Annotated in this window: 17 protein-coding genes; 16 read left to right on the forward strand and 1 reads right to left on the reverse strand. The window is 43.1% G+C overall.

Translation table 11 applies throughout. The annotated features are described in order from the left end of the window. Nucleotides 1-186 precede the first annotated feature (186 nt). On the forward strand, nucleotides 187-915 hold the full coding sequence (locus N477_RS24900) for an enoyl-CoA hydratase-related protein (protein ID WP_196760695.1): 729 nt from the start codon (nucleotides 187-189) through the stop codon (nucleotides 913-915). Nucleotides 916-995: 80 nt separating this feature from the next. On the opposite strand, the gene N477_RS24905 is transcribed toward N477_RS24900, so the two are convergent. Continuing rightward, complete coding sequence (locus N477_RS24905; protein ID WP_063363963.1) at nucleotides 996-1,829, reverse strand: SGNH/GDSL hydrolase family protein; 834 nt, start codon at nucleotides 1,827-1,829, stop codon at nucleotides 996-998. A gap of 260 nt (nucleotides 1,830-2,089) precedes the next feature. Here N477_RS24905 and N477_RS24910 point away from each other — a divergent pair, with 260 nt between their 5' ends. The 15 genes from N477_RS24910 (at nucleotide 2,090) to N477_RS24980 (ending at nucleotide 25,684) form a co-directional block, all read left to right on the forward strand. After that, complete coding sequence (locus tag N477_RS24910) at nucleotides 2,090-2,500, forward strand: hypothetical protein (protein WP_063363962.1); 411 nt, start codon at nucleotides 2,090-2,092, stop codon at nucleotides 2,498-2,500. A 560-nt stretch (nucleotides 2,501-3,060) separates the two neighbouring features. After that, nucleotides 3,061-4,806 carry a phage tail sheath family protein gene (locus N477_RS24915; protein ID WP_063363961.1) on the forward strand — a complete coding sequence of 582 codons (1,746 nt, stop codon included), beginning with the start codon at nucleotides 3,061-3,063 and terminating at the stop codon, nucleotides 4,804-4,806. A 125-nt stretch (nucleotides 4,807-4,931) separates the two neighbouring features. Next, nucleotides 4,932-5,378 (forward strand): phage tail protein, encoded by a 447-nt coding sequence (locus tag N477_RS24920; protein WP_039609825.1) that lies wholly within the window; start codon nucleotides 4,932-4,934, stop codon nucleotides 5,376-5,378. Between the two features lie 48 nt (nucleotides 5,379-5,426). Further along, complete coding sequence (locus N477_RS24925; protein WP_039609826.1) at nucleotides 5,427-5,888, forward strand: phage tail protein; 462 nt, start codon at nucleotides 5,427-5,429, stop codon at nucleotides 5,886-5,888. Between the two features lie 12 nt (nucleotides 5,889-5,900). Next, nucleotides 5,901-6,146, forward strand: a complete 246-nt coding sequence (locus tag N477_RS24930; RefSeq protein WP_063363960.1) for a hypothetical protein — start codon at nucleotides 5,901-5,903, stop codon at nucleotides 6,144-6,146. Nucleotides 6,147-6,148: 2 nt separating this feature from the next. Next, the gene (locus N477_RS24935; protein ID WP_063363959.1) at nucleotides 6,149-6,886 is read left to right on the forward strand and encodes a hypothetical protein; all 738 of its coding nucleotides are present in this window, start codon (nucleotides 6,149-6,151) and stop codon (nucleotides 6,884-6,886) included. Between the two features lies 1 nt (nucleotide 6,887). Then, a complete protein-coding gene (locus N477_RS24940; protein ID WP_063363958.1) occupies nucleotides 6,888-8,474 on the forward strand; it encodes a phage baseplate assembly protein V in 1,587 nt (528 codons plus the stop codon). 13 nt (nucleotides 8,475-8,487) lie between these two features. Beyond that, the gene (locus N477_RS24945; protein ID WP_063363957.1) at nucleotides 8,488-8,889 is read left to right on the forward strand and encodes a GPW/gp25 family protein; all 402 of its coding nucleotides are present in this window, start codon (nucleotides 8,488-8,490) and stop codon (nucleotides 8,887-8,889) included. Nucleotides 8,890-9,053: 164 nt separating this feature from the next. After that, on the forward strand, nucleotides 9,054-12,266 hold the full coding sequence (locus N477_RS24950) for a hypothetical protein (RefSeq protein WP_063363956.1): 3,213 nt from the start codon (nucleotides 9,054-9,056) through the stop codon (nucleotides 12,264-12,266). 101 nt (nucleotides 12,267-12,367) lie between these two features. Beyond that, nucleotides 12,368-15,040: a hypothetical protein gene (locus N477_RS24955; protein WP_063363955.1), complete on the forward strand. Its 2,673-nt coding sequence runs from the start codon at nucleotides 12,368-12,370 to the stop codon at nucleotides 15,038-15,040. Further along, nucleotides 15,037-20,052, forward strand: coding sequence for a hypothetical protein (locus tag N477_RS24960; protein WP_063363954.1), 5,016 nt, complete (start codon nucleotides 15,037-15,039; stop codon nucleotides 20,050-20,052). Before N477_RS24955 ends, N477_RS24960 begins: the two co-directional genes overlap by 4 nt. Further along, a complete protein-coding gene (locus tag N477_RS24965; protein WP_063363953.1) occupies nucleotides 20,052-23,750 on the forward strand; it encodes a contractile injection system tape measure protein in 3,699 nt (1,232 codons plus the stop codon). Before N477_RS24960 ends, N477_RS24965 begins: the two co-directional genes overlap by 1 nt. Nucleotides 23,751-23,896: 146 nt before the next feature. After that, nucleotides 23,897-24,475: a hypothetical protein gene (locus N477_RS24970; protein ID WP_063363952.1), complete on the forward strand. Its 579-nt coding sequence runs from the start codon at nucleotides 23,897-23,899 to the stop codon at nucleotides 24,473-24,475. A gap of 80 nt (nucleotides 24,476-24,555) precedes the next feature. Next, nucleotides 24,556-24,981 (forward strand): hypothetical protein, encoded by a 426-nt coding sequence (locus tag N477_RS24975; RefSeq protein WP_063363951.1) that lies wholly within the window; start codon nucleotides 24,556-24,558, stop codon nucleotides 24,979-24,981. A gap of 97 nt (nucleotides 24,982-25,078) precedes the next feature. After that, nucleotides 25,079-25,684 carry a hypothetical protein gene (locus N477_RS24980; RefSeq protein ID WP_063363950.1) on the forward strand — a complete coding sequence of 202 codons (606 nt, stop codon included), beginning with the start codon at nucleotides 25,079-25,081 and terminating at the stop codon, nucleotides 25,682-25,684. The last annotated feature ends 12 nt before the right edge of the window (nucleotides 25,685-25,696 follow it).

Consider the following 25,696-nt stretch of genomic DNA (forward strand, 5'->3'; position numbering starts at 1 on the left):
TAAGCGCAAAGTGTCGAGTTTAACAACACCACAAAATGTGGAGAAATATTCACATTATTTTTCGTGAAACGTCGGGTTGTTGATTTAACTTTAAAAGGTCAAAAATTCGTGCGAGTGAGAGCAACTTCCTTATATGACAGTGAGCCGTTGGCGATCATGCGAACGGGATCATTGCACTGGGCTACTATGCAGTTAAATAAGGCCCCTTATTTTACAAAGTCGCTGTTGCGTCAGCTAAGTTATTTTTTTTCACCTGAATTTCAAACCCAAAAAAATACGATAAAAGTGATCAGTAGTGCCAAAGCGGGTGTATTCAGTTTAGGTGGAGACTTAAGCAGCTTAGCGAATGTGGTAACCAATAGAGATGAAATCTGGCTAAAAGATTATGCTTTCACTTATATGACTTTATTACACCGCATTTTAAGTGGCGCAAAATATAACATGACCAGTATTGCTTTGGTACAAGGCCGAGCTTATGGAATAGGTATGGAGTTGGCATTATGTACTGATTGTGTTGTAGCTGAAAAAGAGTCAGTGTTTTTGTATCCGCCTGCGGTATTTAACCATGGTTTGGAGCACTTTTTGGTTCGTAAACTTCAACATAAGTCATCACGCTGTGCATTAATGGAAGTGATGTATTCAAATCGGCGCTTTAGTGCCAAAGAGTTATACGATTTGGGTCTTGTGGATGTTTTGGTTGACGTCGGTGAAGGTGAGCAAGCTGTGAGAGATCTAGTTAGTCGTGCACAAGCTTGTGACCTTGGCCATGCAGAATTACAAAAGTATAGATATCAAAAAAGCATGCATTCACTCAGTCAATTAAATGGTGTTGCTGATACCTGGGTAAAGCGTGCGATTAAAGGGGATGCAAATCAGCAAAAATACTTACGGCGATTAGCCCGCATGCAATATTAAATTTAACAATCATGGCGAAGAGGGCCGCTTTGTGCGCAAGGAAGGGATAAAGCGGCCTTTATTTTAAACAAAGTGACAAGTTACTCCATGTTTTGTTTGCGATGCTTTTTAATTGCTTTGGCAACCCGCTTTGCAGCGCGTTGCATGGTTTTTCTATTGGGATGCAGTCCGTCACTCATAGGCTCAAACCCTTTCCAAATATCTAAAAATATGGCGTCGGGCACTTCAGTGCGTAGGCGGTTTAACCTGAGATCAGAAAATGTCTCGTAATTTTCTTTACTGATTATCCATGGCCAGTTGAATCGACTTCGTAATGTTTCCCAATCTATGGCGTCATAGTCCGGCGCTTTTGAAAAGATTGGGGTGATCCCAGCATCTAATGCACGATTAGCAACGCTAACAAATGTATCAATGTACGAGTTCATTTGCTCAATGGTACATTCCGAAGTTTCTGCCATTGGAATACCAAACGCGTCAGGGTGATTACAATCGTTACCACGAATAATAACGATATATTCTGCTGATACTTCACCAGAAAATGAAGTAACCCTGCTTAGGGCTTTGGTAAATAGTTTTTCATATCCCTCCCAACCAGGTCCCACACACTCAGGACCAGGAAAACAAGTCAGCCTATCAAAAGTGGTTGCACCAGCTTGGCCTTCATTAATGAGGTGGCCAGATAAGCGAGGTTCTCTGATCAAGGCATTACCAAGTGATAAGTATTTCCCTGAATTGATTGCTATGCCGTTCAGTGGCGCCTCAAGGTTATCGAAATAAGGCATTTTTGCATTCGCAAATGAGGCTCCAATTAAAAGTAGCGGTGCTTCATCTGATTTTGTTGCAGCGCTTGCATGTGCACAGAGTGATAACCCAAGGCCACATATCAAGGCTTTTAAGGTATTTACAGTAAACATACTATTCCTTTTGTTTGAAAAATGTTCACTTTTAAACTTAGGGCATGTTGCTAACACAGTAATTAGCACTTTGGTCGGTCATCGTCATGTTTGACATAAATACACGGTAATTAAATTTCACATAGTTTGTTTATCTACGTTTTTTATTAGGCCACAGCCACATGCTCAGCACTTGAGTATTCGGTACGACGGCTGTCATCGTGGGCGTGTATTAAGTTATTCGGTACGCCAAAGTAGATTATAAATTGTTGAGTAATATCATGATCAAAATTCTTAACCATAGTACGGTTTTTAATTTGTTACTGGATAAAGGTGTTCTTGTTGTGCCAACAACCGGACCTTTGGAAGTGGCTTCAAAAGGGTTAATTTGCCAAGGAGAGATAGCAGTTCAAGATGACATAGAGCAGTTTTTGGCTAAAAAAGTAAACATGTCGCCATATATCAATGGAGCATATGCGGCGGGTGGGACAGTCACTTTTAGTGCTATCAACGATATAGTGCTATCGGAAGTCACATTTAAAGGCGGGGCGCCAATTGTACTTAAAGGGGATATTGTTTGCGCACTGAGCGTGATCCCAGCACTTAACCCGCAAGGGGTGCCAGATCCTGGGCCTCCAACTGAGCTAACCGTGAAATATGAGCCAACCCAGCCGATTGTTGTCTCGAAATAAAAGGTATTAAAGCGTATTTAATCTTGTGGCTCACAGCCATGTAAGACAGTTACATCTGATCCTGTTAAGTTAAATACGCCGCTCGACCAGCAACTTTAAGTAGGTCTTTAATATTCCTCTCCAAAAGAGGTTTTTCTATTTTGGTTATCTCAAAAGCCTATCTAATTACGTTGTATTTGATTTCTTTTCATTTCTATTTCTTCCGTTGCCGCACGAGCACTTTATTTTAGAGAACACTACTTTATATCTAACTACACCCTAATTTCCAATAGGTTTAAGTGCTTTATAACAATAACTTACAAAAATTTCATTTTAATTTTCACACCCTTCAGACCATGGCGTCATAGCAGTACAAATTAACAAATAAACACACATCAGCTGGGACTGATGTGGCGGAGCCGTGCAAAGGCTCTTCATTTTCGAGGCACAAAGAATAGGGTGGGTTTGTTCCCATTGATTTGCCACCTGACCTGCAATGACCGAGCAGCTTTGTGCCTCTTTTCACCAAATTCTTGCCTAAACGGCTCTTTAGAATGTAATTATCAACGTAAGGAAAAACTATGCCTCAATATAAAACCCCAGACGTCTACGTCCAAGAGAAGTCAACTCTGCCTCCATCAGTTGCAGAAGTGGCGACTGCTATCCCTGCCTTCATCGGTTATACAACAAAATTAGATGATGCCGGAAATGTTGCTTATCTAAATTCACCAGCACGTATCACCAGCATGGTTGAGTTTGAAGCAGTATTTGGTAGTGCCTACCAAGAAAGCTTTAAAGTTGCACCTAAGTCGACTGGCGGCTTCAATGTTACTTCAGATGGTTCAATGCTTGCTGACGCATTTTTCTTTTTACACCAAGCAGTGAGCCACTTCTTCGCCAATGGCGGCGGTGCGTGTTATGTCGTTAGTATCGGTGCGCCAGACGCAGGACTTCTTTCAGCAGATCCAGTAACTGGTGAAATAAACTTACTAGCTGAGCAAGCAGCAAAGTTCACAGCGGCTATCACATTACTAAATAAAGTAGATGAAGTAACGCTTATCTCTTGTCCAGAAGCGATTGGCCTGAGCACTGTTAAGCATTATGAAGTGCAAAATAAGGCGCTTGTTCATGCAGAAAAGAGAATGGATCGCTTTGCACTTGTTGACGTTCAAATGCAAGCGGATGCAGACAGCATTGACCCAATTGCAGATGACTCAAAAGCATTGAGAGCGGGCGCTACATTGGGCCTTAAATATGGTGCAGCTTACTATCCATATTTAACAACAACGATGGCACGTGCATATGACGCGAAGAAAGTGGTTGTTAAAACACCACTCACAGCGCAAGCTTGGTGGCCAAAAGCGGCTTCACATGAACTGGTTTGTGTGGGTGACGACGGTACTTGGGCTGCAATTGGCCAAGATTACCTTTATAACCCAGAAGGGGCGAACGATCCAACGGATGCTGAATATGACCCATCAGGTAATCGTTATTTAGTGCCTGAAACTGTATTTGCAACAGATGGTGAAAAGTATTATCGCCTTACTGATGGTGAGCAAGTTGACCTATCGGACGGTGAAGTAACAGCGACACCAGGCGGCTCAGCAATTACAATCTCAGATGATTTCGAATTAACTGACATCATGCTTCCTCAGCTACAACTTGCTGCAATTGGCGACCCAGCTTACCCATTCTCATCAGCAGATGTGTATAACCAAGTAAAAGCAGAACTTGGTAAAAACTACCTTGATTTACCACCTTCACCAGCAATCGCGGGTGTGATGGCTAAAACAGATAAAGACCGTGGTGTTTGGAAAGCGCCTGCGAATGCTGCACTTGCACAAGTATTAATGCCTAAACTGGCAATTGATAATGCAGATCAAGAAAACCTCAACGTAGATGCGACTTCTGGTAAGTCTATCAATGCTATCCGTACATTCGTAGGCAAAGGGACGCTTGTTTGGGGTGCACGTACGCTTGCTGGTAACGACAACGAGTGGCGCTATGTGTCTGTACGTCGCCTATTCAACATGGTTGAAGAGTCAGTACAAAAAGCAACGCACTTCGCAGTATTTGAGCCAAATACACCATTCACATGGCTAAAACTTAAAACCATGATTGAAAGTTATCTTGAAGGGCTTTGGCGCTCAGGTGCTTTCTTTGGTGAAACACCAGAGCAAGCATTTTTCGTTAACGTTGGCCTTGGTCAAACAATGACTGAAGATGACATCAACAATGGCTTAATGAACATTGAAATTGGCCTAGCGGCAGTACGTCCAGCTGAATTCATCGTTCTAACATTCTCTCATAAGAGCCTAGAAGGCTAATTAGTAACGCCTAAATGGCAATTAGCTAATCAAACATTGCTATTTGGCGCTGAGCCTTGGCGTCAAATAGATATTAATTATTACTTACAGCATGACTGTAAATACCGAATTTTTGGAGTTATTACATGGCTACTACTAAAGCAGATATCGCAGCAGAATATCCAATTCCCGTCTATCGATTTGTTGTCAGCTTCGGCGAAGAGAGCATTCCATTTTCAGAAGTATCTGGTCTAGACATCGGCGTTGAAACAATTACTTATAAAGATGGTTATGGCAAAAAACACATGCCTGGGCAACCAACAGACGTCAACATTACATTGAAGCGTGGTCTGGTTAAACAGAAGAGTCAATTCTACGATTGGATCTCGTCTATCAGCTTGAACTTAGTTGATAAAAAAGACATCACGATTTCATTGACGAATGAAGACAGATCTCAGCCACTTGTGACGTGGAAAGTGATCAATGCATTTCCTAAGAAGCTTACAGCACCTAGCATCAACGGTGGCTCTAACGAAGCCAGTGTTGAATCATTAGAGATGATGGCAGACGACATTAAGATTGAGTTCCATTAATTTTTAAATCTCTTTTAGGGCACGCAAGTGCCCGCTTAGGTGGCTAATATGTTTCAAGACCCTAGAACCCCGATGGTCGGGTATCGATTTTTAGTTGGTATTGTGGCCGCAGGTATTCCTAACCCCATTGATATTTTGTTCAAAGAAGTCAGCGGCCTGAAAATGAACCGCAGTATCGACTATACCAATAACCGTGTCAGTATCGCTAACCAAAAACAAGCGAAAACACTCACTTTAAAACGTGGCGTCTTTCAAGGTGGCAGTCCTTTGATGTTGCAAAATCTCGTATTTGGCGATGCTTGGAATACCTACTTGGTTAAAAATCAAATTTTGATCACCACCTTAGATGATAACTATTTACCATCGCAAGCTTGGCTTGTTCAAGATGCATTTTTAGAAAGCTGGGAGTGGGAGGGGATTGATGCGAGCAGAAATGATGTACTTATTGAGTCTCTTAGCTTTAGTTATCGCGATTTGGTGGCAGTGCCTATTCCTGGTGTGCCAGTGTAAGGAGCTAGATAGATGGAAGTTAAGTGTAACAATGTGCGCGTTAAAGCGCGGATCAGTGCTGAGCAACCCTCCAAGACTTCAGCGGCAAATTCGAGCGATATGCCCAGCGAGGAAACGCAGCAGGCTCTTGGGTCCGAATATCATAGCAATGCAGTAAGCTGGTCCGAATTACAAGACTTATTACACCAGTTAGAGTCAGATTTAAAACGACACATCGAATTTAGATTTGCACGCCAAGGTAAGGAAAAAAGGCCCTAATTATGAATAAAGCAGACGGCATTAACGCAAGTGGCTTACCACTTTGTAAAGTGACTTTTTATAAAAAAATTGAGCGCGGCGATGGCAATAAGTTGGGGGAGTTGACGCTGCCGTACGATCCTAAATCACTCAATGTCACTCATCAAAATTGTTTAAAAGACTCTAAAGCCATTGGCTCTGAAAGCGGCTCTGCACGTTATCAAAAGTCCCCCCCATCCAGTTTAGCGATCACGTTTTTATTAGATGACACGATTATTGAAACACCCGCTCAATATGCAATGACGCTTAGCGGTGAAACCACCACTGAAGACAGCATTCAAGATATGCTTAAATACGGCCTCGCTGTGCAAGGGGAGACACACTTACCTGGGTTTGTCACAATTATGCCTTTGAACATGGTACTTAACCATGGTGCCGATGGCGGTTTTCACGGCATGTTCAGTGATATTAATGTGATAACTGAATTGGTTAATTCCAAAGGTAATCGAGTCAAAGCTCAGGTCGTTTGTAATATCTCTGAGTGCCTATCTAGCAAAGAAATTAAGCTCAGAACAGGGAAAAGCTCGCCTGACTTAACGCACGAATTACAGTTTATGGATGGAGATAGCTTAGTGTCAAAGGTGGAGTCCATATACGGTAAAGCTAACTATGTTCACCAAGTTGCAAGCGTAAACAGACTGCCTTCGATCCGCAGTGCCAAGGTGGGTGACTACATTACTTACCCACCATTGGAGCGATGACATGGACATTCGTTACACGATATTAGTGGATGGTAGTGAAAAGAAACTGGAAGTTGGCGTTCGTGAAGTTATCACACACCGTGGGCTTAACCAGATCTCAGAACTATCTATCCTATTTGAAGACGGCGATATGGCTGATGAAAGCTTTAAGCTTGATTTAAATAAAGACTTTCAGCCTGGGAAGTCCATTGAAGTCAAAGCCGGTTTTGGTGAAGACGCGCAAATCACGTTATTTGTTGGCGTGATAACGGGCGGTAAAGTGGGTTATTGCAGTGAACCCTACCTTCAAGTGCTCGCTAAAGGTGAAGCCAACAAGTTATGCCAGTCTAAAATCAGTAAGCTTTACAAACCTGACTCCACTGACACAGATATTATCAACGATCTACTCAAACCTTGTGGCGGTAAAAAAACGGTCGCGGACAGTAAAATAAAACATTATCAGTATCTTATGGTTGAGAAAAAACCATGGGAAGTGATCATGAACCGCATATTGACAAATGGATTCGCCCTTTATGAAGAAGAGGGGATCAACATTGTTGATTTGACAACGCATACGCCTTCGGCAACGGAATTTAATGTTGCGATGGATGGCTGTACAGGGTTTGAGCTTTGTATGGACAATAGCTCCTATGCGCAAAAAGTTGATCACAGTGCTTGGGATATCAAAACTCAAGCTATGCTACTTGAAAATTATGATTCAGGTGAGAAAAAAGAAGGCGCGACCGCAGATGTAGTCATCAAATCACAAGCACCGATAGATAAAGTTGAGTTGGCAGCCAAGGCCAAAGCCGAGCAAGTATATCGTTTACTAGATACCAGCCAAGGCCGTATTCAAGTTGATATGTCTGAAGCGACCGTATTACATAAATTAAAGCTACTTGATGCAATCAAAGTATCGGGAGCTGGGGAAAACAACAAAGCGGACTACATGGTGACAGAAATTCACCATCATTTAAGTAACCAAGGCTGGTTCTGTGAATTTACACTGGGCTTATCTTTAACTAAAAGTGGCTGGTCTAAATGGGGTGAGCTTTCGGCTACTCCCATGTTGGTTGCCACTGTTGCGCCGTTTAAAGACGATAAAGAAAAATTGCATCGCATACCTATCACCTTAAATACATTAACCACGGAGCCAATTTGGGCAAGGTTGTTGACCACCTATGCAGGTAAGGAAGAAGGATTATTTTTACCTCCAAACCCAGACACAGAAGTGCTGGTGGACTTTATCGGTGGGGATGCCAGACACCCTGTGATTGTTGGTGCCTGTCATAATCCTGTGGCCATTCCTCCTTTGGGCGGCTACAAGAAAGAATATGATGTTCGAGGACTGCTATTTAAGGAGCAAGCAACAGCACTGAAATTCACCTTTAAAAAACCGCATATCATTATGGAAGGCAGCAAGGATCACTCAATCTCTTTAGGAGAAAGCTCTGGTTATGCGTTATCTCAAAAAGATAAAGCCGGTATGACCGCTAAAACAGATGTTGTGATTAAAACACCAGACGATAGCCAGATAAAAATGGATAGCAAAATTACCATTGAAAGCGCAAAAGTCGAGGTGGCCACAGATAAGATGGAAATAGGATAACGAGGAGGCAAATATGGACAATTCATTTCTAGGTCGTGGGTGGAGTTTTCCACCTAAATTCTCTAGCCCAGATGCAGGTCCTGATATGGACGAGGATGAAACACTGGTGAAGCAAGCCATTTCGGTGGCATTAAATACACTCAAAGGCGAACGTCCATATTGGAGTGAGCTAGGTTCGGGCTTATCAAATTTTGTATTTGAAGATGTCAGTGAGTCGGCGCTTGTCACGCTCAAGCAAGAGATTTCTGCGGTATTGCTAAATTACGAACCCAGGATCATCTTAGAAGATATCTCGTTCGATATGTCAGATGCATATGAAGGTGCGCTACTGATTGAACTCACTTACCTGATCCGTAAAACGAACAGTCGCAGCAATATGGTGTTTCCTTTTTATCTCGCTGAGCAATCTGTATAAATCAGCATTTCTTACACTTTGGTTTTTCAGCACTAGTTCATTAGTTCATTTCATCCTCGCTCATCAAGCAAGACGCAGACCCGCACCGCTTCTTCTTTTGTTTAGGTTAATTTAACCAAGCAGCGCATTGGTATGCTCATAAATAACATTAATAAGGTAATCTCATGACTTTTAAGTCTCGTAGTCAATCACTTATCTCAGGCAATGGGAAGGGGTTAAGTCAAACCGCACGGCAGATCCCCGAGCTTTCCAGTGAGTTTTTCAGTATCGAACCGCGTACAATTGAACTGTGGTTATCATATTTATCAACTGTAGCTGAGCAAACTCAGTTTATTGGTCAAGCCACTTGGAAGCCGGTGCAAAGTTGGTACAAGGTATTGCCTGATGCTGACAAATTTGCTGCTTTGGCTAAGTTAATCGCTTCAGGGCAGGGTGATGAACTCACCGTGCAAATTGCAAGTCGTCCTGATCTGGCGCTACTACTGACGTTTGTTGATTTGCTACAGCATACTCAGCAGCAATTTAACGATTTTGTACAGCGCCATCTTGATCATTATTATCGTGACGTTTTGGGATTTGAATTATTGGCAGCCACTCCAGACTCAGCCCATGTTCTAATCGAGCTCAATGAGGTTGATTCTTTGACCTTACAGCCGGGCACTCAGTTTGATGGTGGTAAGGATGATGACGGTGCAGATCGTGTGTATCAGTTGGCACAGCCAAGCGCGATAAATCGAGCTGTGGTGGATACAGTAACGACGGTTAATAAAGCTAACTACAATAGCGGTGTGCAAATTTGTCGTAATGTTTTACTGGATACTGAGCAGGGCATTAAGCTTGAAAATAGCGCGATGACATTTGGTGACAACGTAACGTCGCCAGAGCAAGCGTCTGTTCAAATAGGATTCAAAATTGCGTCACAAGACTTATTTTTAAGCAGTGGTCAGCGCATTATTACGCTGCGTTTTTCTACCGATGAATTTGGTGAAAGCCCAATAGATTTATCCCTTTGGTTAGACAGTTTTGATATCTGGCTCAGTACCGCAGAAGAAGCCGTGCAATTGGACCCTGCGCAGTTAACACTCAATGGTGAGAATGAGTTGGTTATTCATGTTGATGAGTTATTTGCGCCGATTGCGCCAGTATCAGACATCATGATTGGTCAAGATAAAACCTTACCTTATATTGCATTTATACTGAAGCAATCCAAATACGATGCCTTATATGCGCTGGATCTTGAAAAGCGCCAAGAAGCATTGGCAAATTTGACCGTCAGTGATATTCAAGAAGTGCGCATGGCGGTGACTGTACTTGGCGCCAGTGGCCTGATAGCCAACAATGGCATTGGCTTTTTAGATACAACCAAACCTTTTGAACCGTTTGGCTATTCTCCTCAGTTAGCCGACAAGTTTGAGTTCACTCACCCTGAGCTTTTGTGCAAACGTGTTACCCGAGCCAGCATTGAATTTAATTGGATCGGCAGGCCAACAGATTTCGATAGTCACTACCAAACTTACTTGTCATATAAAAATATCACCACACCGCCAGCAGATCCGCTTCAGGCTGCTGAAGAGTCTTGGCCAAGAAACCAAGTGATGATTTCACAATCGGATGAAACTTATCCAAGTGACGAACATAAAGTGGTGGCGGATCTGTTTTATAACGACACGGTATGGCAACTGAGTAATGAGGAACTGACGTCGCAAGAGCAGACCCTGGTAGCCAATGACAGTGCCAACACCTTACCTGATGTCGTCAATAATATCGCAACAAATCGCTTGGTGTTTAGTTATGATGATGACAATGGTGAAACAGATTATTTATCTTTGCCATTTAATTTGACACAGGCGAAACATTGGCCTAAATGGTATACATTAGCGCTTTCAAATCAAGACTTTGGTCATCCGCAGTATATCAAGGTTGCTGAATATTATGCGTTCCAAAATAGTGTTAAACTGGCAAATTGGGACCCTGCAGATGGCGACTTTATGCCAACGCAGGTGCCAGAGCCTTACACACCCTTATTAGATTCCGTTAAATTACATTATCGCACGCAAAGTATTTCACGGGCGCAAAGAACAGCCATCGGGAACTCAATTTGGATTGAGCATATTTCACCCATTGGTAGACAGCTACAAATATTAGAAAACCAAAACACGGTTCACTTATTGCCGCAAATCGACGATTTAGGGTATTTATACATTGGCCTTGGGACGCTACCAACGCCTGGGCAATGTAGTGTGTTATTTCAACTTGAAGCCGTTGATGGGTTTAACTTTAGTGACTCTCCAGAATTTAAATGGGAATACTACAATCAAGGTCAGTGGCACCACTTTAGCAGAGAAGACTCCCAAGGAAGTGGTGAAGAAGGGCGGATCTTACAAGACAATACCTATGATTTATTAGATTCTGGGATCATTATCTTCTCTTTACCGGAATTTGATTTAGACGATCAATTTAACCAAGACGGCAAGGTTTGGATAAGAGCCGTGATTGACTCGGATGTGTTGCAAGATAAATATGTAACTCCCATCTATTCAAAGCTAAAAGGTGTGTATGCTCAGGCCGTGCAAGTCACATTAAACTCAACTGAACATGCGCAATCTCATTATTTGAAACCACTCGAAGCGGGCAGTATCAGTAAGCTTACGGTCACCGATCCGCTCATCGCGTCGATTGAACAGCCTTTTGAAAGCTTTGGTGCCAAGGTAAAAGAAGATGATAGCCGACTGTATCGCAGAGTGAGTGAACGTTTAAGGCACAGAGACAGACTTTTAACTGGCTGGGACTATGAGCACTTTGCCTTACAAGCGTTTCCCGAGTTGCACTCTGTGAATGCATACCAAACAGAAAAAGGCGTGAATATCACCGTGATCCCGCTTAATCATGATGTTGACATTTTACAGCCTAAAGTACCGCGTTACTTAATGCGCAAAATACAAGATGAAGTTGAAGCGCGCTGTGCACCTTATCTTAATGTAAAAGTTGAAGACCCAACGTATATCGAAGTACAACTTGAGGTCATCATTCAAATAGATCCAAGGTTTGATATTCAATCCACGGTTATAGAGCTCAATGATTTGATTGTCGATACTTTAACACCTTGGAATAAACCGGATGCTGAGTTGTCGCAAACCATTTTCCTCGCAGATGTAGCGCAGGCTTTAGAAGCTCACCAAGCTGTGAATATGGTACAGGTCATACGAGGCATGAAAGTCGGTGAAAATATTAAGCACTATGCTCAAATTTCGCCGAATGATAACAGCGAAATTCTGGTACCGACTCGCAATCATAAAATCTCATTGACCAATGTTGACGGTGATGTATTTGAAGGGATCGGTAAGTGGAAAATTCAGCATAACTTTGTTGTGCAGTAAATCAATTCAGTAATTAAAGCAGCGTTAAACCCATAAAGCGTTTCACAGTCTTGAGGGTTTGACGTCATCTCCCATATCGACTTACTTTCCAAAGGAAAATCATGGAAACCAATGCACTGAAAATTGCTTCAGATGCCTTGTTGCACTCTGGGCAAAACCTAGATGAGCTGCGAGAACAAGGTATTGCGCAATTACAAAAGCTCGCGCCAGAGACTTGGAGCGATCACAACGTATTTGATCCGGGCATTACCTTACTTGAAGTACTGGCCTTTGTGCTTTCGGACCTCAGTTATAAGCTTAATTATTCCGTTGAAGATTTAACCACGCCAGCGCCAGATGAAGCGTCTGCGGTGACACAGTTTTTACCATCAGAGCAAGTCATGTTCAGCCACTGTGTCACGCTTGCGGATTACCGACGATTATTACTCGATATTCCGAGTGTAAAAAACATCACGATAACTGTGCGTGATGAGGGTCAAAGCGGCGCGATTATGTTTGATCTAGTCGTACAGCCTGTGCCAAATAGCCCCGTATCAGAAGAAAGCCTGCGCCACCAAGTCCATAGCGCGTTTGCTAATGCGCGATGTGTGACACATCAGCTTGGCAACATTGAGTTTTATAAGTCGGTACCTGTGCATTTGGGTATGAACCTTGTGCTCCAAGATGCAGAAGACTTGGTACAAGTCATGGCTGATATTCTGAGTAAAGTGGCGCTTGAAATTTCACCTAATTTACCGCGTTACTCAGGGGAGCAACTGCGAGAAAAGGGCATGTATGTTGAAGATGTCTATGTTGGGCCATCACTAAAGCATGGCTTTATTTTGGACAATGACTTAGAAAATACGCCCGTTAAAAAACATTTGTATAGCTCAGATATTTTAGATGCGCTGCGCAATCACCCTAACATTGAGCAAATAGAAGAGTTTCGATTTATTGTAGGCAGTGGCTCGCAACCGGGTTATGACTACTGGCAGGTTGAAATACAAGATTTAGAGCCCGAGTCAGTCAATTTAGCCCCTGAGCTTGGCTTTTTGAGTGAGCAGTTTTTTGATGCCATTTCAATCGTAATTGAAGACCAGAGTTATGTACTTGATGACCAGGAAGTTGAGCAAATAAAGCAATTGGTCAGTGAATACATTTTGGAGCAATCCACAGATAGCATTACTCAGGTGCTTGCTGAAACTGAAGACTATTTATCATTAAGCCAATATCGCTCTTTGCAGCATGAGCTACCAAAAGTGTATGCCGTTGCAGATCAATCACTAAGCCGAGATATCGACTCAGAACAAAAAGCACAGCTACTGCAATTTAAAGGGTACTTGCACCTTTTCGATCAAATATTAGCTGATCAGCACAAGCAACTAGATGTACTGCCACATATTTTAGCGTTACCGCAGTGCGCACATTTTGAACGCCTAGGCCAAATAATGGATCGCATGCTCGCCAGTGAAGCGCTGTCACAAGCTTTACTTGATGAATTTTGGCACCGAGTAACGCAGTTGCCACATACTCAGTTGAGTCAAGCTGTTACGGGAATAAGTGGCGTTAATCACTTGGTAAAACAAGTACTAGAGGATTATGCGCAAAGTGGCTTACAGCAACAATTAGAAGCCGATTTTTCTGTTGCTCAACTGACACGCTTAAATGACAGCCTAGCGCATTTGTTGGCGCGATTTGCGGTTAAGCTACCGAATGCCAACTTGCTGAAGTATCGAGAGGTTTTTGGTTTTTATGTTCATGTCATAGGTGCCTGCCACCAAGATCCAAATGTTCAAGAAGACCTACTATTGCGCTTGGTGCTGTTACGTCAGTACATTGATAAGTGTCGATTATTGACCGAAGTTGGCTTACTGGGGGAAAACCGTTGTCGTGGCTTCGACTATTTATCCAAGGAACCCAAAACGGACCATCTTGCAAGTTTAAGCCGCTTAATTATGCGTAACCTTGGCTTTTCGCACCAAGGACAAATGCCACTGGCAACCCATAACAGAGAAAGTTTCTACCTACTTGAAAGCGACTTGCTCACCAGCGCCACAACAGGGCACTTGTATTGTGTATTGCCGAATTGGACAACTAGACTGCAAAACCCAGCATTTAGGGTGTTAGTTGAAAGTCAGGTTGCTAAGCACAGGCCGCTGCATTTATCCGCTGAGTGTATTTGGCTCACGCGAGAGCAAATGAGTTTATTTGAGCGCTTGTATTTTGGGTGGCTCAATTTCTATGGTCAGGCGCAACGTGAACGATTTGCAGATGGGCAAGCACATATTGCCAGTGTTGCACAAGATATTGGTGGCCTGCTCGAGACTTTGGCGATATCTGATCCACAAGACATGATTAAGCTCATTATCAATTATGTGCTTGCAAAACCTCATGGAATGGAAGTACTTGAAGCATACCTGATACAGATATTATCTGAATATGCCAGCGAACCACTCCCAGAAGACATCGCAATAGACGAGCAAACATACGCTTTAGTCCATGCTGCTGTTACGCGCATAATTAGCGACAACAGTGCGCTTTACCCAGATGGTTTTAGTGCTGACCAAGTACTTTATTTAGCAACACAGCTTTGCATTGACCACATTTGTACACCCAATGCATTTGCACAATCAAACAATACCAGGTTTACGGTTGGGTATTCACCACTGCCGTTTCTTAAACCCATTTTGCCTGTGTCTTTTTCACAAATTAACTCAAACACCGCGGTGGTTTCGAAATTTATCGTGGCAACCAGCGTGCCAAATCGTATAGATCCTGAAGGAAACGAAGAATGAACAAAGTCAGTGACCAAGAAGTGTTAGTCGAATGTGACCAAACATCCATAGTAACTAAGCGCAGCCGCGCTGAATTAATTGAAAAGTTTGACGACCTCAAAACGCCTACTGGGGATGATTTTGAGTCACTCATTCGCTCCGGTTTTAACCAGGTAGATGACCCTATCGCTGTAGTGAAAAATGCAGATACACAGGAAATTGCCATCACGTCACCGTTAACCGTCAGTCCTGATGGTGAGACTGAATGTTTTAGAGTCGATACCGATGCGGTAAAAATTAGTCATGATGTGGTTGTGTCTGCATCAGACAGTGAAAGTAATGTATTGACTGCTGACGCACAAAGTGTCTCCATTTACGACAAAGTCGAAGTGCTCCCTGAGGCTGAAGAGGTGTTACGTGTTACAGGTAGTGCTAAGTTAACTCAAGGCATCAAGTCGCAAACTGCGGATATTAATCAGCACTTAAGAGCAGGTGCGTTGTCTGTCAGCAAAGGGACAATAAAAACATTGGAAGCGGGCTTGGATGATGATGACAATCCAAAAGTCACGGCTTATGGTGATGTTGAAGTAAACGCCGATGTTAACGTTGCAGGCAATGTTCAAGCACACTCTATCTCTGTGACAAATGACATTAGCATGAGCGGTAATACTTCAACGCAAATGTTATCGGTCGAGGAGCGTACCATGCTACTCGGTGAACTTAGTGCGCAAAATGCAATCTTTGCAGGGCATGTAGAAGCACCTATGTTAGGGGTTGGTTTAGATGAAAACAGCACCTTGGCGAAACTGCACATCGGCAAGCGCTCATCAGATACCAGCGATTTATTCCGAGTTGATGACCTAAACCAAGACAATACGCCATTTATTATTAACCCAGAAGGTAAAGTGGGTGTGGGTACCAGTGTGCCTAGAGCGCGCTTCCATGTTGCGGACTCGGTGTTAGTTGGACAAGATAAAGACCACCCACACATTGCATTAAATGAAGATGGGCATGCACATTTCTCTGGCACTGTGCGCATAGAGCAAGTAGCGGACGTTGCAGGTAATTTGAACGTAGAAAGTGATGCGCATATTGATGGGGTGTTGTCGATTGGCGCTGAAAGCCCCAATGCGAAGGTGGATATTCAAGCCGGTAGCGGAGACTTACTGAATATTGGCGATGGCAATACGAATTTAGTTAAAGTCACTAATATGCCGCTTTCGGGTGAGCAGTCAATCAATATGTTTGCACATACATATATTGCAGATGACTTAACTGCCGCGGGGCAAGTGAACGCACAGACAGCGCAGATTGCGGCTACGTTAACGGCTGGCAGCACGGAGCTTAACGATCTAACGATTAGTCAAGATGCTCAAATTAACGGGCAAACACGCACACGTCAGTTGCAAGTAGGTGAAACACCTAGCACACCTGTGCAAACAGATGCCGGTGCGCTTATCAACACGACGCTTGATGTAAAAGATCACGCTACGTTTAATTCAATCCATGCAAGCGACAGTATCATCACTGACACGCAGCTTAGCGCACGCGAGGGTGTTGTAAAGGATAATCTCACCGTGGGTGAGCAAGCGGTTAACTCAGCAGCAACACTTACGGTAAAAAGCACGGCGGTAAATGAGCCATCGTTACTTGTGGCTGACAAGGAAGGAAATCCATTACTGCGTATTGACAATGATCAGGCCGTGATGGGCAGCGCAGCGCAAGACCAAACATTGACTGTAAAAGGCAACATTATAACGCCAGAACTCACGGTATCTGATGAGGCGACTATTCATCAAGCTGACGTCAGTGAGCATGTGGTTATCGCATCGAGTGCTTTACAAAGTGATTGGACGACGGGGGCGAAATTGGGCGTACTGGCGCATAATGGACAGCCACAAAGTGTCGACATCAGTTATTTTGATGGGCTTAACACTACGTCTGTTATTAATGCAACGGGCAAGCAGATTGGTTTATTCCAATCAAGTCCTCAGCAAAGCCTACATGTTGGCGAAAATGCGCTGTTTGATAAAGATATCACGGCACTCAAAGGCGTTTATGTCGCCAATGAAAGCAGTGAGTTTGGCGGTTTTAGCGCGTCGTTAATGCACACCCAAGTGGGCAGCGAGCAAAAATCTGCCAATTTTGATGTGTATGGTAATTCACAGTTATTCGGTGAGTTTTCCATCGTTGAAAACGAACATGTGGCAGTGAACTTTGCGAGTAGCCAGTTGGCATTAACTCAGTTATCTGAAACTCCTGTATTTAAAATTACTAACCCAGCGCAAGATGCAGAAATATTGGCCGCTGCGGGTCAACTTGCCATTAATCAAGCAATTCCAACAGATGGCGTTAACTTCGCAGTCACAGGTCTTGCTAATATTACAGGCCAACTAGCCATTAAAGATACAGGCACCGCCTTAACGGTGGATGGCAAATCTAAATTAATGGGCCATGCTGAGCTAAAAAATGGCATGCACGTCAGCGTGACCAATAACTCTGGTGACGTACAACGAGCGGCGTTATTTGTCGCGGGGCAGTCACAATTAGAGGGAGAGCTCCTTGTTTCAGACGATGTACATCTGGACGCTGATCTGATCGTTGATGGCAACAGTGACATTAAATCAAACCTGCAGGTGGGGCGCAGTACTCAGCTAGGAGAGAATTTATCTGTCGCAGGTGAACATTATGCTGGTGGCAGTGTAGAAATTGAGGGCACAGAAGGTCGGGATGCACTGACTGTAAATAACGATGCCAGCTTTAGAACAGACGTCAATGTTGCGGGCAACTTGTCTTTGGCACCATACCAAGCCACTGCGAGAGTGCACATCTGTGAAACGGATCAACAAGCACTTCGTATTGATGATCCTAGCGGCGCTGCACAACTGGTATTCAGTCATGGGAACCTAGGCCTGGGTGTTGAACGCCCAGATTATATTCTCGATGTGGGAGAAGATGCCTGCTTTAGAAAAGACCTAGCTGTTAATGGACGAGTGGAAGTGGACGACAGTCTGCACGTTAATGAATACGCAAGCTTTAGAAGCAACGTGAACATATACGGCACGTCAGAGCTACAAGGCGAAACAAGAATTGGTTTGGCAATGCATGCCTCTGATGAGGAAGCGTCAACCACACGCCGCAGTGCGCAACTGAGTGTCGATCAAAATCACTTTGAGTATGGCCTGGCGATTTATCACAAAGGCGTTAACCCGATTGTATTCAAAGATGGCAAAGTGGGGATCCGCAATGCACAGCCAGAAGCAGAGCTGGATATTCTAGGGGATATTAAGGTTGAAGGGGATATCGAGCTCAATGGGGTGCTACGCGGTACTGGTCTACTTGAGTGCTTAGATGGTGCGAAAATTTTAGGGGATGTTGAACTGCGCTCAGATTTAACTGTTTATGATGACGCGCTGTTCAAAGACACGGTGACTATCGAAGGCCTGACAACGATTGAGCGTAAATTAAACCTGCTGGCCGATGCTGATTTTGCAAAGAGCTTACACCTAGGTGAAGAGTTGACGGTTCGAGGCAATGCGTTCTTCAAAGAAGCGGTTCATTTTGATAAAGACACGACAGTACGTGGCAGCTTAGTGGTTGAAGGACTAGATGCAGCAAATCAAGTTGTGTTTAAGCCGCATGTGGATATCCATAGCCACTTAGCAGTAAAAGGGGAAGCAAACTTTGGCAGTGATACCCATGTAAAAGGCAATTCTTTCGTTAGTGGCTCAGTACAAGCAGCCAAATTAGTCACAGAGCACAGCCTCAAAGTTGGTGAATCTCATAATGACAGCGCCATGGTGGCAGTAAACACCAGTGAAGGTGAATCAGCGCTTGATATCGCGGTGCGTGGAAAGTCTGAGCTTGTTGTTGATGGCAATACGAATGTGGGTATTGGTTGTAAAGCACCTGAGCACAAACTAGATGTACGTGGCGACGTTCGAGTATCGGACACATTGACTGTTGAAGGTGATTTATTGCTTGAAAGCAGGCTTCATTTACAGCAAGGCGCAGAGATTTTTGGTGATTGTGCTGTACAAGGTCAAATTGCACCGGCGCAATTGCAGCTTCCTGAAGGGCCGCATATTGAGGCGATATCTCCAGATTGTGAGCTTGGCGGTGAAATGGCATCTGACAACGTCCTTGCCACTCAGGCTGCAGTGAAAGCGTATGTCGATGAGCATGCATGGCGCTTTGGTCGCGGCAAAAAAGTGGTCGCAATTCACAACCAAGAAGAGTTTGACGAGATCTTCTCTAGAGACTGTTTGCATAACATGACCATCTTGTTGTTCCCACACAACGGTCATCGTCAGGTTTCAAGAGCCTATAAGCTGAAAAACTCCGTTGAAGTGGGATCAAACCTGAGCATTGTCGGTTTTAATGAGCGAGAAACACGTATTGTAAAAGCCGATGCAGGTTGTCGTTTCCTTATTCGTGGTGATAGAGATGCCATGGTAAAACACGTTGAGATGCATGGTTTCACGTTTGATGGTGCGATCCATGAAGTATCCAGAGAGTTGAGTGCTTATGAAGGTAATGGTGGCGCGTTCAATTTGCGCTATGCAGATCAAATACAACTTAATTGTGTGATTGAAAACCATGCTGTCAGTGGTGATGGTGGTGCAATTTATGGTGAAGATGTAACCAATCTGACTGCCAATAATGTTCGTAACTGCCGCGCTGGCCGCCAAGGTGGTGCTGCTTACGGCTTAAGGTATGCACAGATTAACGCCGAAAATTGTCAAGCTGAGCGCGGCGGTGCGGTTGCTCACTGTGATGACAGTGAAGTGGTTGCGATTAATAACACAGCACAACTACACGGTGGCGGTGCGTATAAGTGTCAAAACCTAATTTGCAAAGGGTTCTGGCGACGCAATACCGCACAACAAGGCGAGGGTGATCACATCTTCAGTGTGGGCTGTTATCATCTAGAAGAGCAAGAAGAGCACCATGGTGACTATTTGTGGCATGCGGTTTATTTGGACAGGCCACTAAATCACTCTCGTTTCTTCTGGCGTAATGACCACATTTAATGATGAGGTTAGCAATTGGTCAAATAGGGGCTGAATTAGAAGCCCCTGCACATCTGGTGAACTCAGGTCAGCGTAGTATTGCTGACCTAGAGTCGCTGTTTAAGACTTGGTTATCTAAGGAAATAAATCGACTCCAAATAGATTTACCGTCCATAACATTGCCGGTTGGTTCTGTGACGCTCAGTGACCTAGAAATTGTGTTGCCTGACATTGATCTACACAGATTACAAAGCGACCCAGGGAGCTATTTCAAAGCTATTTTTCAGCCGGCTTTTAATGCCGCCTTGGCGCAGCAGTTAAGCGATTATGTACGCCAATTACCTAAGAATAATTACGCACTGGCTGCGCCGCTGTTTGGCGAGTTAATCGCGCACAGTAAAAATGCTGTATCAAAACAGGCCATGTTAGATGTTATCAAAGCATGTGAATTGAGTTTGCAACATCGCCCTCAACAATTTTTAAGCTTGGTAAGTAGCGCAGAATGGCCAAGCTTGCGCAAACATGTCATTAATGCATTTTATAAGGACGAGGCACTTTTGGCAGCGTCACTTGCCGTGATCAGTGAAGGGGTTGTTTCTAATCGTTCAATGGCGCTTTTAACTCGATTATCTGAGGCTGAGCATTATCAATTGTGGCTCGATATTGAGTCACTGAGAAGTGCCTACGCATCGAATCTACATACTCGTCAAAGAAGTTTAGCTTTGCTTGTACACAGCTATCAATTTTATAAAGCGCAGACTGCGTTTAACGAAACGGTTCGAGAAAGTGTCATTGATACAATAAAAACAAAGCGGACTATTTTTGGAGCCCTGAGTACCTGGTTTGCAGTGAAAGGCCAAGCAACAATTACGGCTAAAGATTGTAAATCACTATTAAATGTGCTGAACAAAGTAAGCAGTAAAACAAAGACATTACCTCCTCATAAAACTGATTTGGCGCCATATCAGTCAGGTGCACTGACACAAGTGTTAGAACATCGCGGTGCGGATCTTGACTCACCACAACAGACGGTAGAATTCGCCGAGCAAGGCACACCTTATTTGCTTGCACAAATTAGAGGGGCGCTAGGAGGAGGTTGCCGACAAACGATTCGTGCGCTTGAGCGTTTAATTCAACTTTTGGCTGCTCAAACAAGCTCCAAAGAGTTGCCATATTTGAGCCAAATTAACTGGCGTAAATTCATTGCTAAATACGACATCGAGCAAGCTTTACCTGTGCAAGTAAGAGCGCCAGTTCAGCGATTATTGACTGCAATGTTAGCGGCTGAAAGTCAATACGACGGAAATCTGCGAGCAAGCAATAAGGTAATTCAGCTGATCGCACGTGAGCGCAAAGCGCTCGAGTACAATTGGGCACCTAAGCAATCACCTAAATATGCTCGACGTATTTTTGCGCTACTCTGTCAAATCACTAACTTACCATCGCAATTTATTGTTCAATTTAATCATTTCTTTGCAAATGTGTTGGGTAGTAAAGGAGGTGACAGCACTGAAGCAAAAGTGGTGGTGTATAGCGCCTTGCTTGAGCAAGTGCATGCATGGCTGAATAATGAATACGAGCAAAGTGAGCAGCGAACATCGGGCTATCAGCTTACGGATCATAATAATGAGTCTGTAGAAAACGAACAAAAGCAGCAAAACAAGGGTATCGAGTCAGGTACGAGTACCACAAATGAGCATACAGCACTGTGTGATTCTGCAGAGCATATGCTGGGTGAGGTGAGTTATTTTGAGTCATCTATGCGTGTTGTATTTGATAGCAAGCAGATCGCACAATTAGAACAAATTGAGCTGCTGCAATTAGAGTTAACACTGTCTGTCTTACTACCGCAAGTGGATGAAACGTATCAGTTAATCGTTCGAAGTGAGATGTTTGAGGCCAGTGCGACAAAATTAAAGCAGCTTATTGCAAGCCAAACAAAGCGCATAGAGCAAATTGAACACAGCTCATTAACAGAACAATATGCTAAATCAAAGCTAAATGACCTTGATGCTCAAACGCAGATGTCGATTGTAAATAGTTTACTGAGTGCGTTGGCGCCAGTTTGTGAAAAGCTGGGGCAAATAGTCAATCTCATCAGAACGATGCAGAAAAGTACGCTGCATTCAATGGCTATAAACCAAACCAATGACTTGTTGTTTGATGCGCAAAAGCAATCTGCTAACCACGTGAGCATGAATGAGGCTGATGGGCTAACAGACGCGGGCGTTGAAACGCAAAATGAAAAATCAGATGGGCCATTAGCTACCTCAGGGCTTGTTCTCGCTCGAGAGTTGGTCATGATCACTCAGTTGAAGCGCTATATGACAGCGCTACAACAAGAGATTTCAGCCAATCAATTGGGAATTCAATTGCATGCTTGTCATGAGGTGGTGGTTAATTTGCTATCGTATGTGCACAGTTGGAAAGCTTTATTTCCAGTGGATTCAGTATCACCTGCTGGCAAAGAAGCGCAGCAACTTTTAATTTCAACTATCTCTACGTTTGATGGTATTAGAAAACAGCTATATGCGCTAAACCCCTATCTACCTGGTCAATTACAAAAGTCATCTATGTGGTGGGTGTCTTTGCTTGATGAGCATCAGATCGACCACAAAGATGCTAGGGGACAAGGCACCTTAAATGCAGTCATCACAAGAGAGGCTGGTAATAAAGCTGAGAGTGACGGCTCCCCAAATTCACCTCAGAAAAATAGCAAAGAGCACCTAGATTATGCTTTGCAGGCAATTAGTCAGCTACGCTCGGCAAAGACACTAGAAGAAATCAAAAATCAGCTTGTATCTTATGAGTCACATAAAAGTGACGTGAAACACACCTTGGATAGCCATGTAGTTGCTCAGTTAGAGGGACTATTAGAGGGCAGCACATTATTTTCGAAGCCTAAACAGAAACATAAAGGCAAGTTATCTAAATCTCAACATAAGCTCGAAGCCAGCGCGTCAGATGAACGCTTGCAGTTATCTAACACCAGCCATGAGGACATCGAAAAAGTATCGCACGTTGCTGATAACGAGGCGCCTTCACTTGTTGCACAAAATATAAACAAAGTACTTAAAGGCCTGACTCTACAAGCTAAAAAACAGCGAAATAGACTCGCCAGCTTGAATGCGCAAAAGATTAAGACACACAGTGAAGAAGCACTGGCTGAGCTTAAATATCATTATCAGCAGTCTTCTGAGCACTTTATCAGTGCCGATGCGGGCGTTGTTTTACTTTGGCCGTTCTTGGAAATTTTATTTAACAAGTTAGCGTTACTCGACAATACGGATGAATCTGGCGTGTTATTTGAAAGCGAAGCTTCGCAACATAAAGCGCATGCGTTGCTTTGTGAACTTGTTGGTATTGATGACGATGAGACTGAGACTTTTGTTATTAATGCGCTGCTTGGCTTACCTCTTGAACATAGGTACGAAGAGCAAACCACAATAGGTGAACAGGAACGTGATGAAATTACCAACATGGTCAATGCAGCAATAAGCCGCTGGGAAGCCTTAAAAGGCATGCCAGCTGATGCGTTTAAATCAATGTTTTTACAAAGAGCCGGCGAAGTCAAACTCACCGCAAATGGTGTTTGCATTGTTATCGATAGTAAACCTCAAGATATATTGCTTATGAAGCTTCCTTGGGGGTTAGGAATTGTTCAACTTCCTTGGTTGAATAATGACTTAATCAATATTGAATGGCAGTACGGCTTTTAAATTGATTTAACTCACAACAAAAAATCCAGAATAAAACTTAAAACGAAGACACATTATATGGCAAGTGATGTGTCTCAAACCCAAGACCAATCATCAAATGGACTCGCGAACGAGTGAGCTGGTCCCAATTAAATATGGAGAAGTGTATGCCTGTAAATAATCATTCGAATCTACGCGCGTTAATTGAGGAACATCAAGTGCGTCAACAGCAGTATCAAGTTGCAGAAAATAAAGTACAAGCCTATTTGGAGTATAATCGCAGGTATTTGCTCCAACATTTGAATAACTTATTTACAAATCGTGTACTACCACACTTGGAGTTAGCTAAATCTTTATTAGTTGAGCAAGGGTATGTTGCGGATATAGAAATAGAAAAGCAAACACTGTTTGAAGAGAGCGAAGCGATAGAGGTGATCACACAAGTGTCATTTGTTTTTTCGGGAAATTCAGATGATCTTGACACCGGATTGACACAAAATAGGCTATTAATATTTACGCGACCAAATCATGCGTTTATTTATGCTAAATACATTACAGACTTAGTGACAAGCCAAACACAGCCATTGTTTTTTGCTGACGATTATTATTATCAAAATATGCCGTCAGACAATCAATTTCCGCACTTCCCATTCCCCCCTAATTTTGAAGACCATAGTGAATTTAAGTCTATGTTGTCAGACTTTTTGAGTTTGGTATTTTTACAGATCAGAGGGAAGTTAAGTTAATTAAATAAATTACGCCTTGGTTTTTTGTCACATATAAAAAGTTTTTGCGTCAGTATTTAAAGAACCTAAGGAGAGACTCTGTGGCAAATTATCAAGAAGCGTTTAGATATGTTTTTGAAGAAAACTTTAAATATAACCAAGATACTAATTATCAAACTGTGCGTTTGGACAGTTTATATAGCCAAGGTTTTAATGATAAGGAAATCCAAGTTTTACTTAAGCAAATCTACGGGGTGGAACTTTGGCGACAGTTTAAAGGTGAACGTATAAAGAACCAAAAAACAGCAGAGTTATTGTTGCTGCTTAACGCGAATGGTCTTTTAGCGATGATGCTCCTTGAAATGCAAAAATATTATGGTATTTCACCAAGTAGTCAAATGTGCGAGCAAACGCTGCATCGAATAAATCAAATACCTGCTGATAAGTTACATGATTGGATAATTGCAGGTATCAATTATTTTTCTCTTGTTGGCAATATGCAAAAAGAGCATGTCCTTCATCAATAGGGTTGAATTTTACTAAATTTACCCAATATAGAAAATCAATAGAGTAATCATTTGACTTATTAAATCTAGTCAAAGTAATTTTTGTAGGGAAAGAGGCATGAGTATACAGCAGCCTAGCGTGGGCCAATTTACATTTGAACAAGAAGGGCAAGAGGGCGGTAGATACCACAGCCGAGTCTTACATGTGCCATCTCAGTACTCTGGCCTAACTATTGGCAGAGGCTTTGATTTGAAGCATCGCAGTTCGGAGCAAATTATCCAAGCTTTAAAACTAGCAGGTGTGGCTTTTGAAGATGCACAAGTGCTAGCAAAAGCATCGGGCTTGTATGGAAGTGAGGCAAAAGAGTTTATAGAGAAACATGGATTACAAGGCTTTGAGGTCAGCCCGAAAGAGCAAGTCCTATTATTTGAGCAGACATATGAAGTGATGGCAAAAGACGTTAAACGCATCTGTGATAAAGCTGATTGCGTTAAGGTATATGGGCCGGTAAATTGGGATAATTTACATCCAAAAATTAAAGACATCTTAATCGATTTGCGTTACCGAGGCGACTATACTCCGACTACCCGTAGACGGATCCAACGTTATGTGGTGCAAAATGACCTTGAAGCATTCAGTAAAGAGATGTCTGACAGAGAGTTGTGGCACAAGGTACCAAGCGAGCGCTTTAAACAGCGTTTAGCGTATTTGACCGCAACATAATAAAAAAGCTGC

This window comes from Pseudoalteromonas luteoviolacea H33-S, assembly GCF_001625695.1.
GTDB lineage: Bacteria > Pseudomonadota > Gammaproteobacteria > Enterobacterales > Alteromonadaceae > Pseudoalteromonas > Pseudoalteromonas luteoviolacea_B.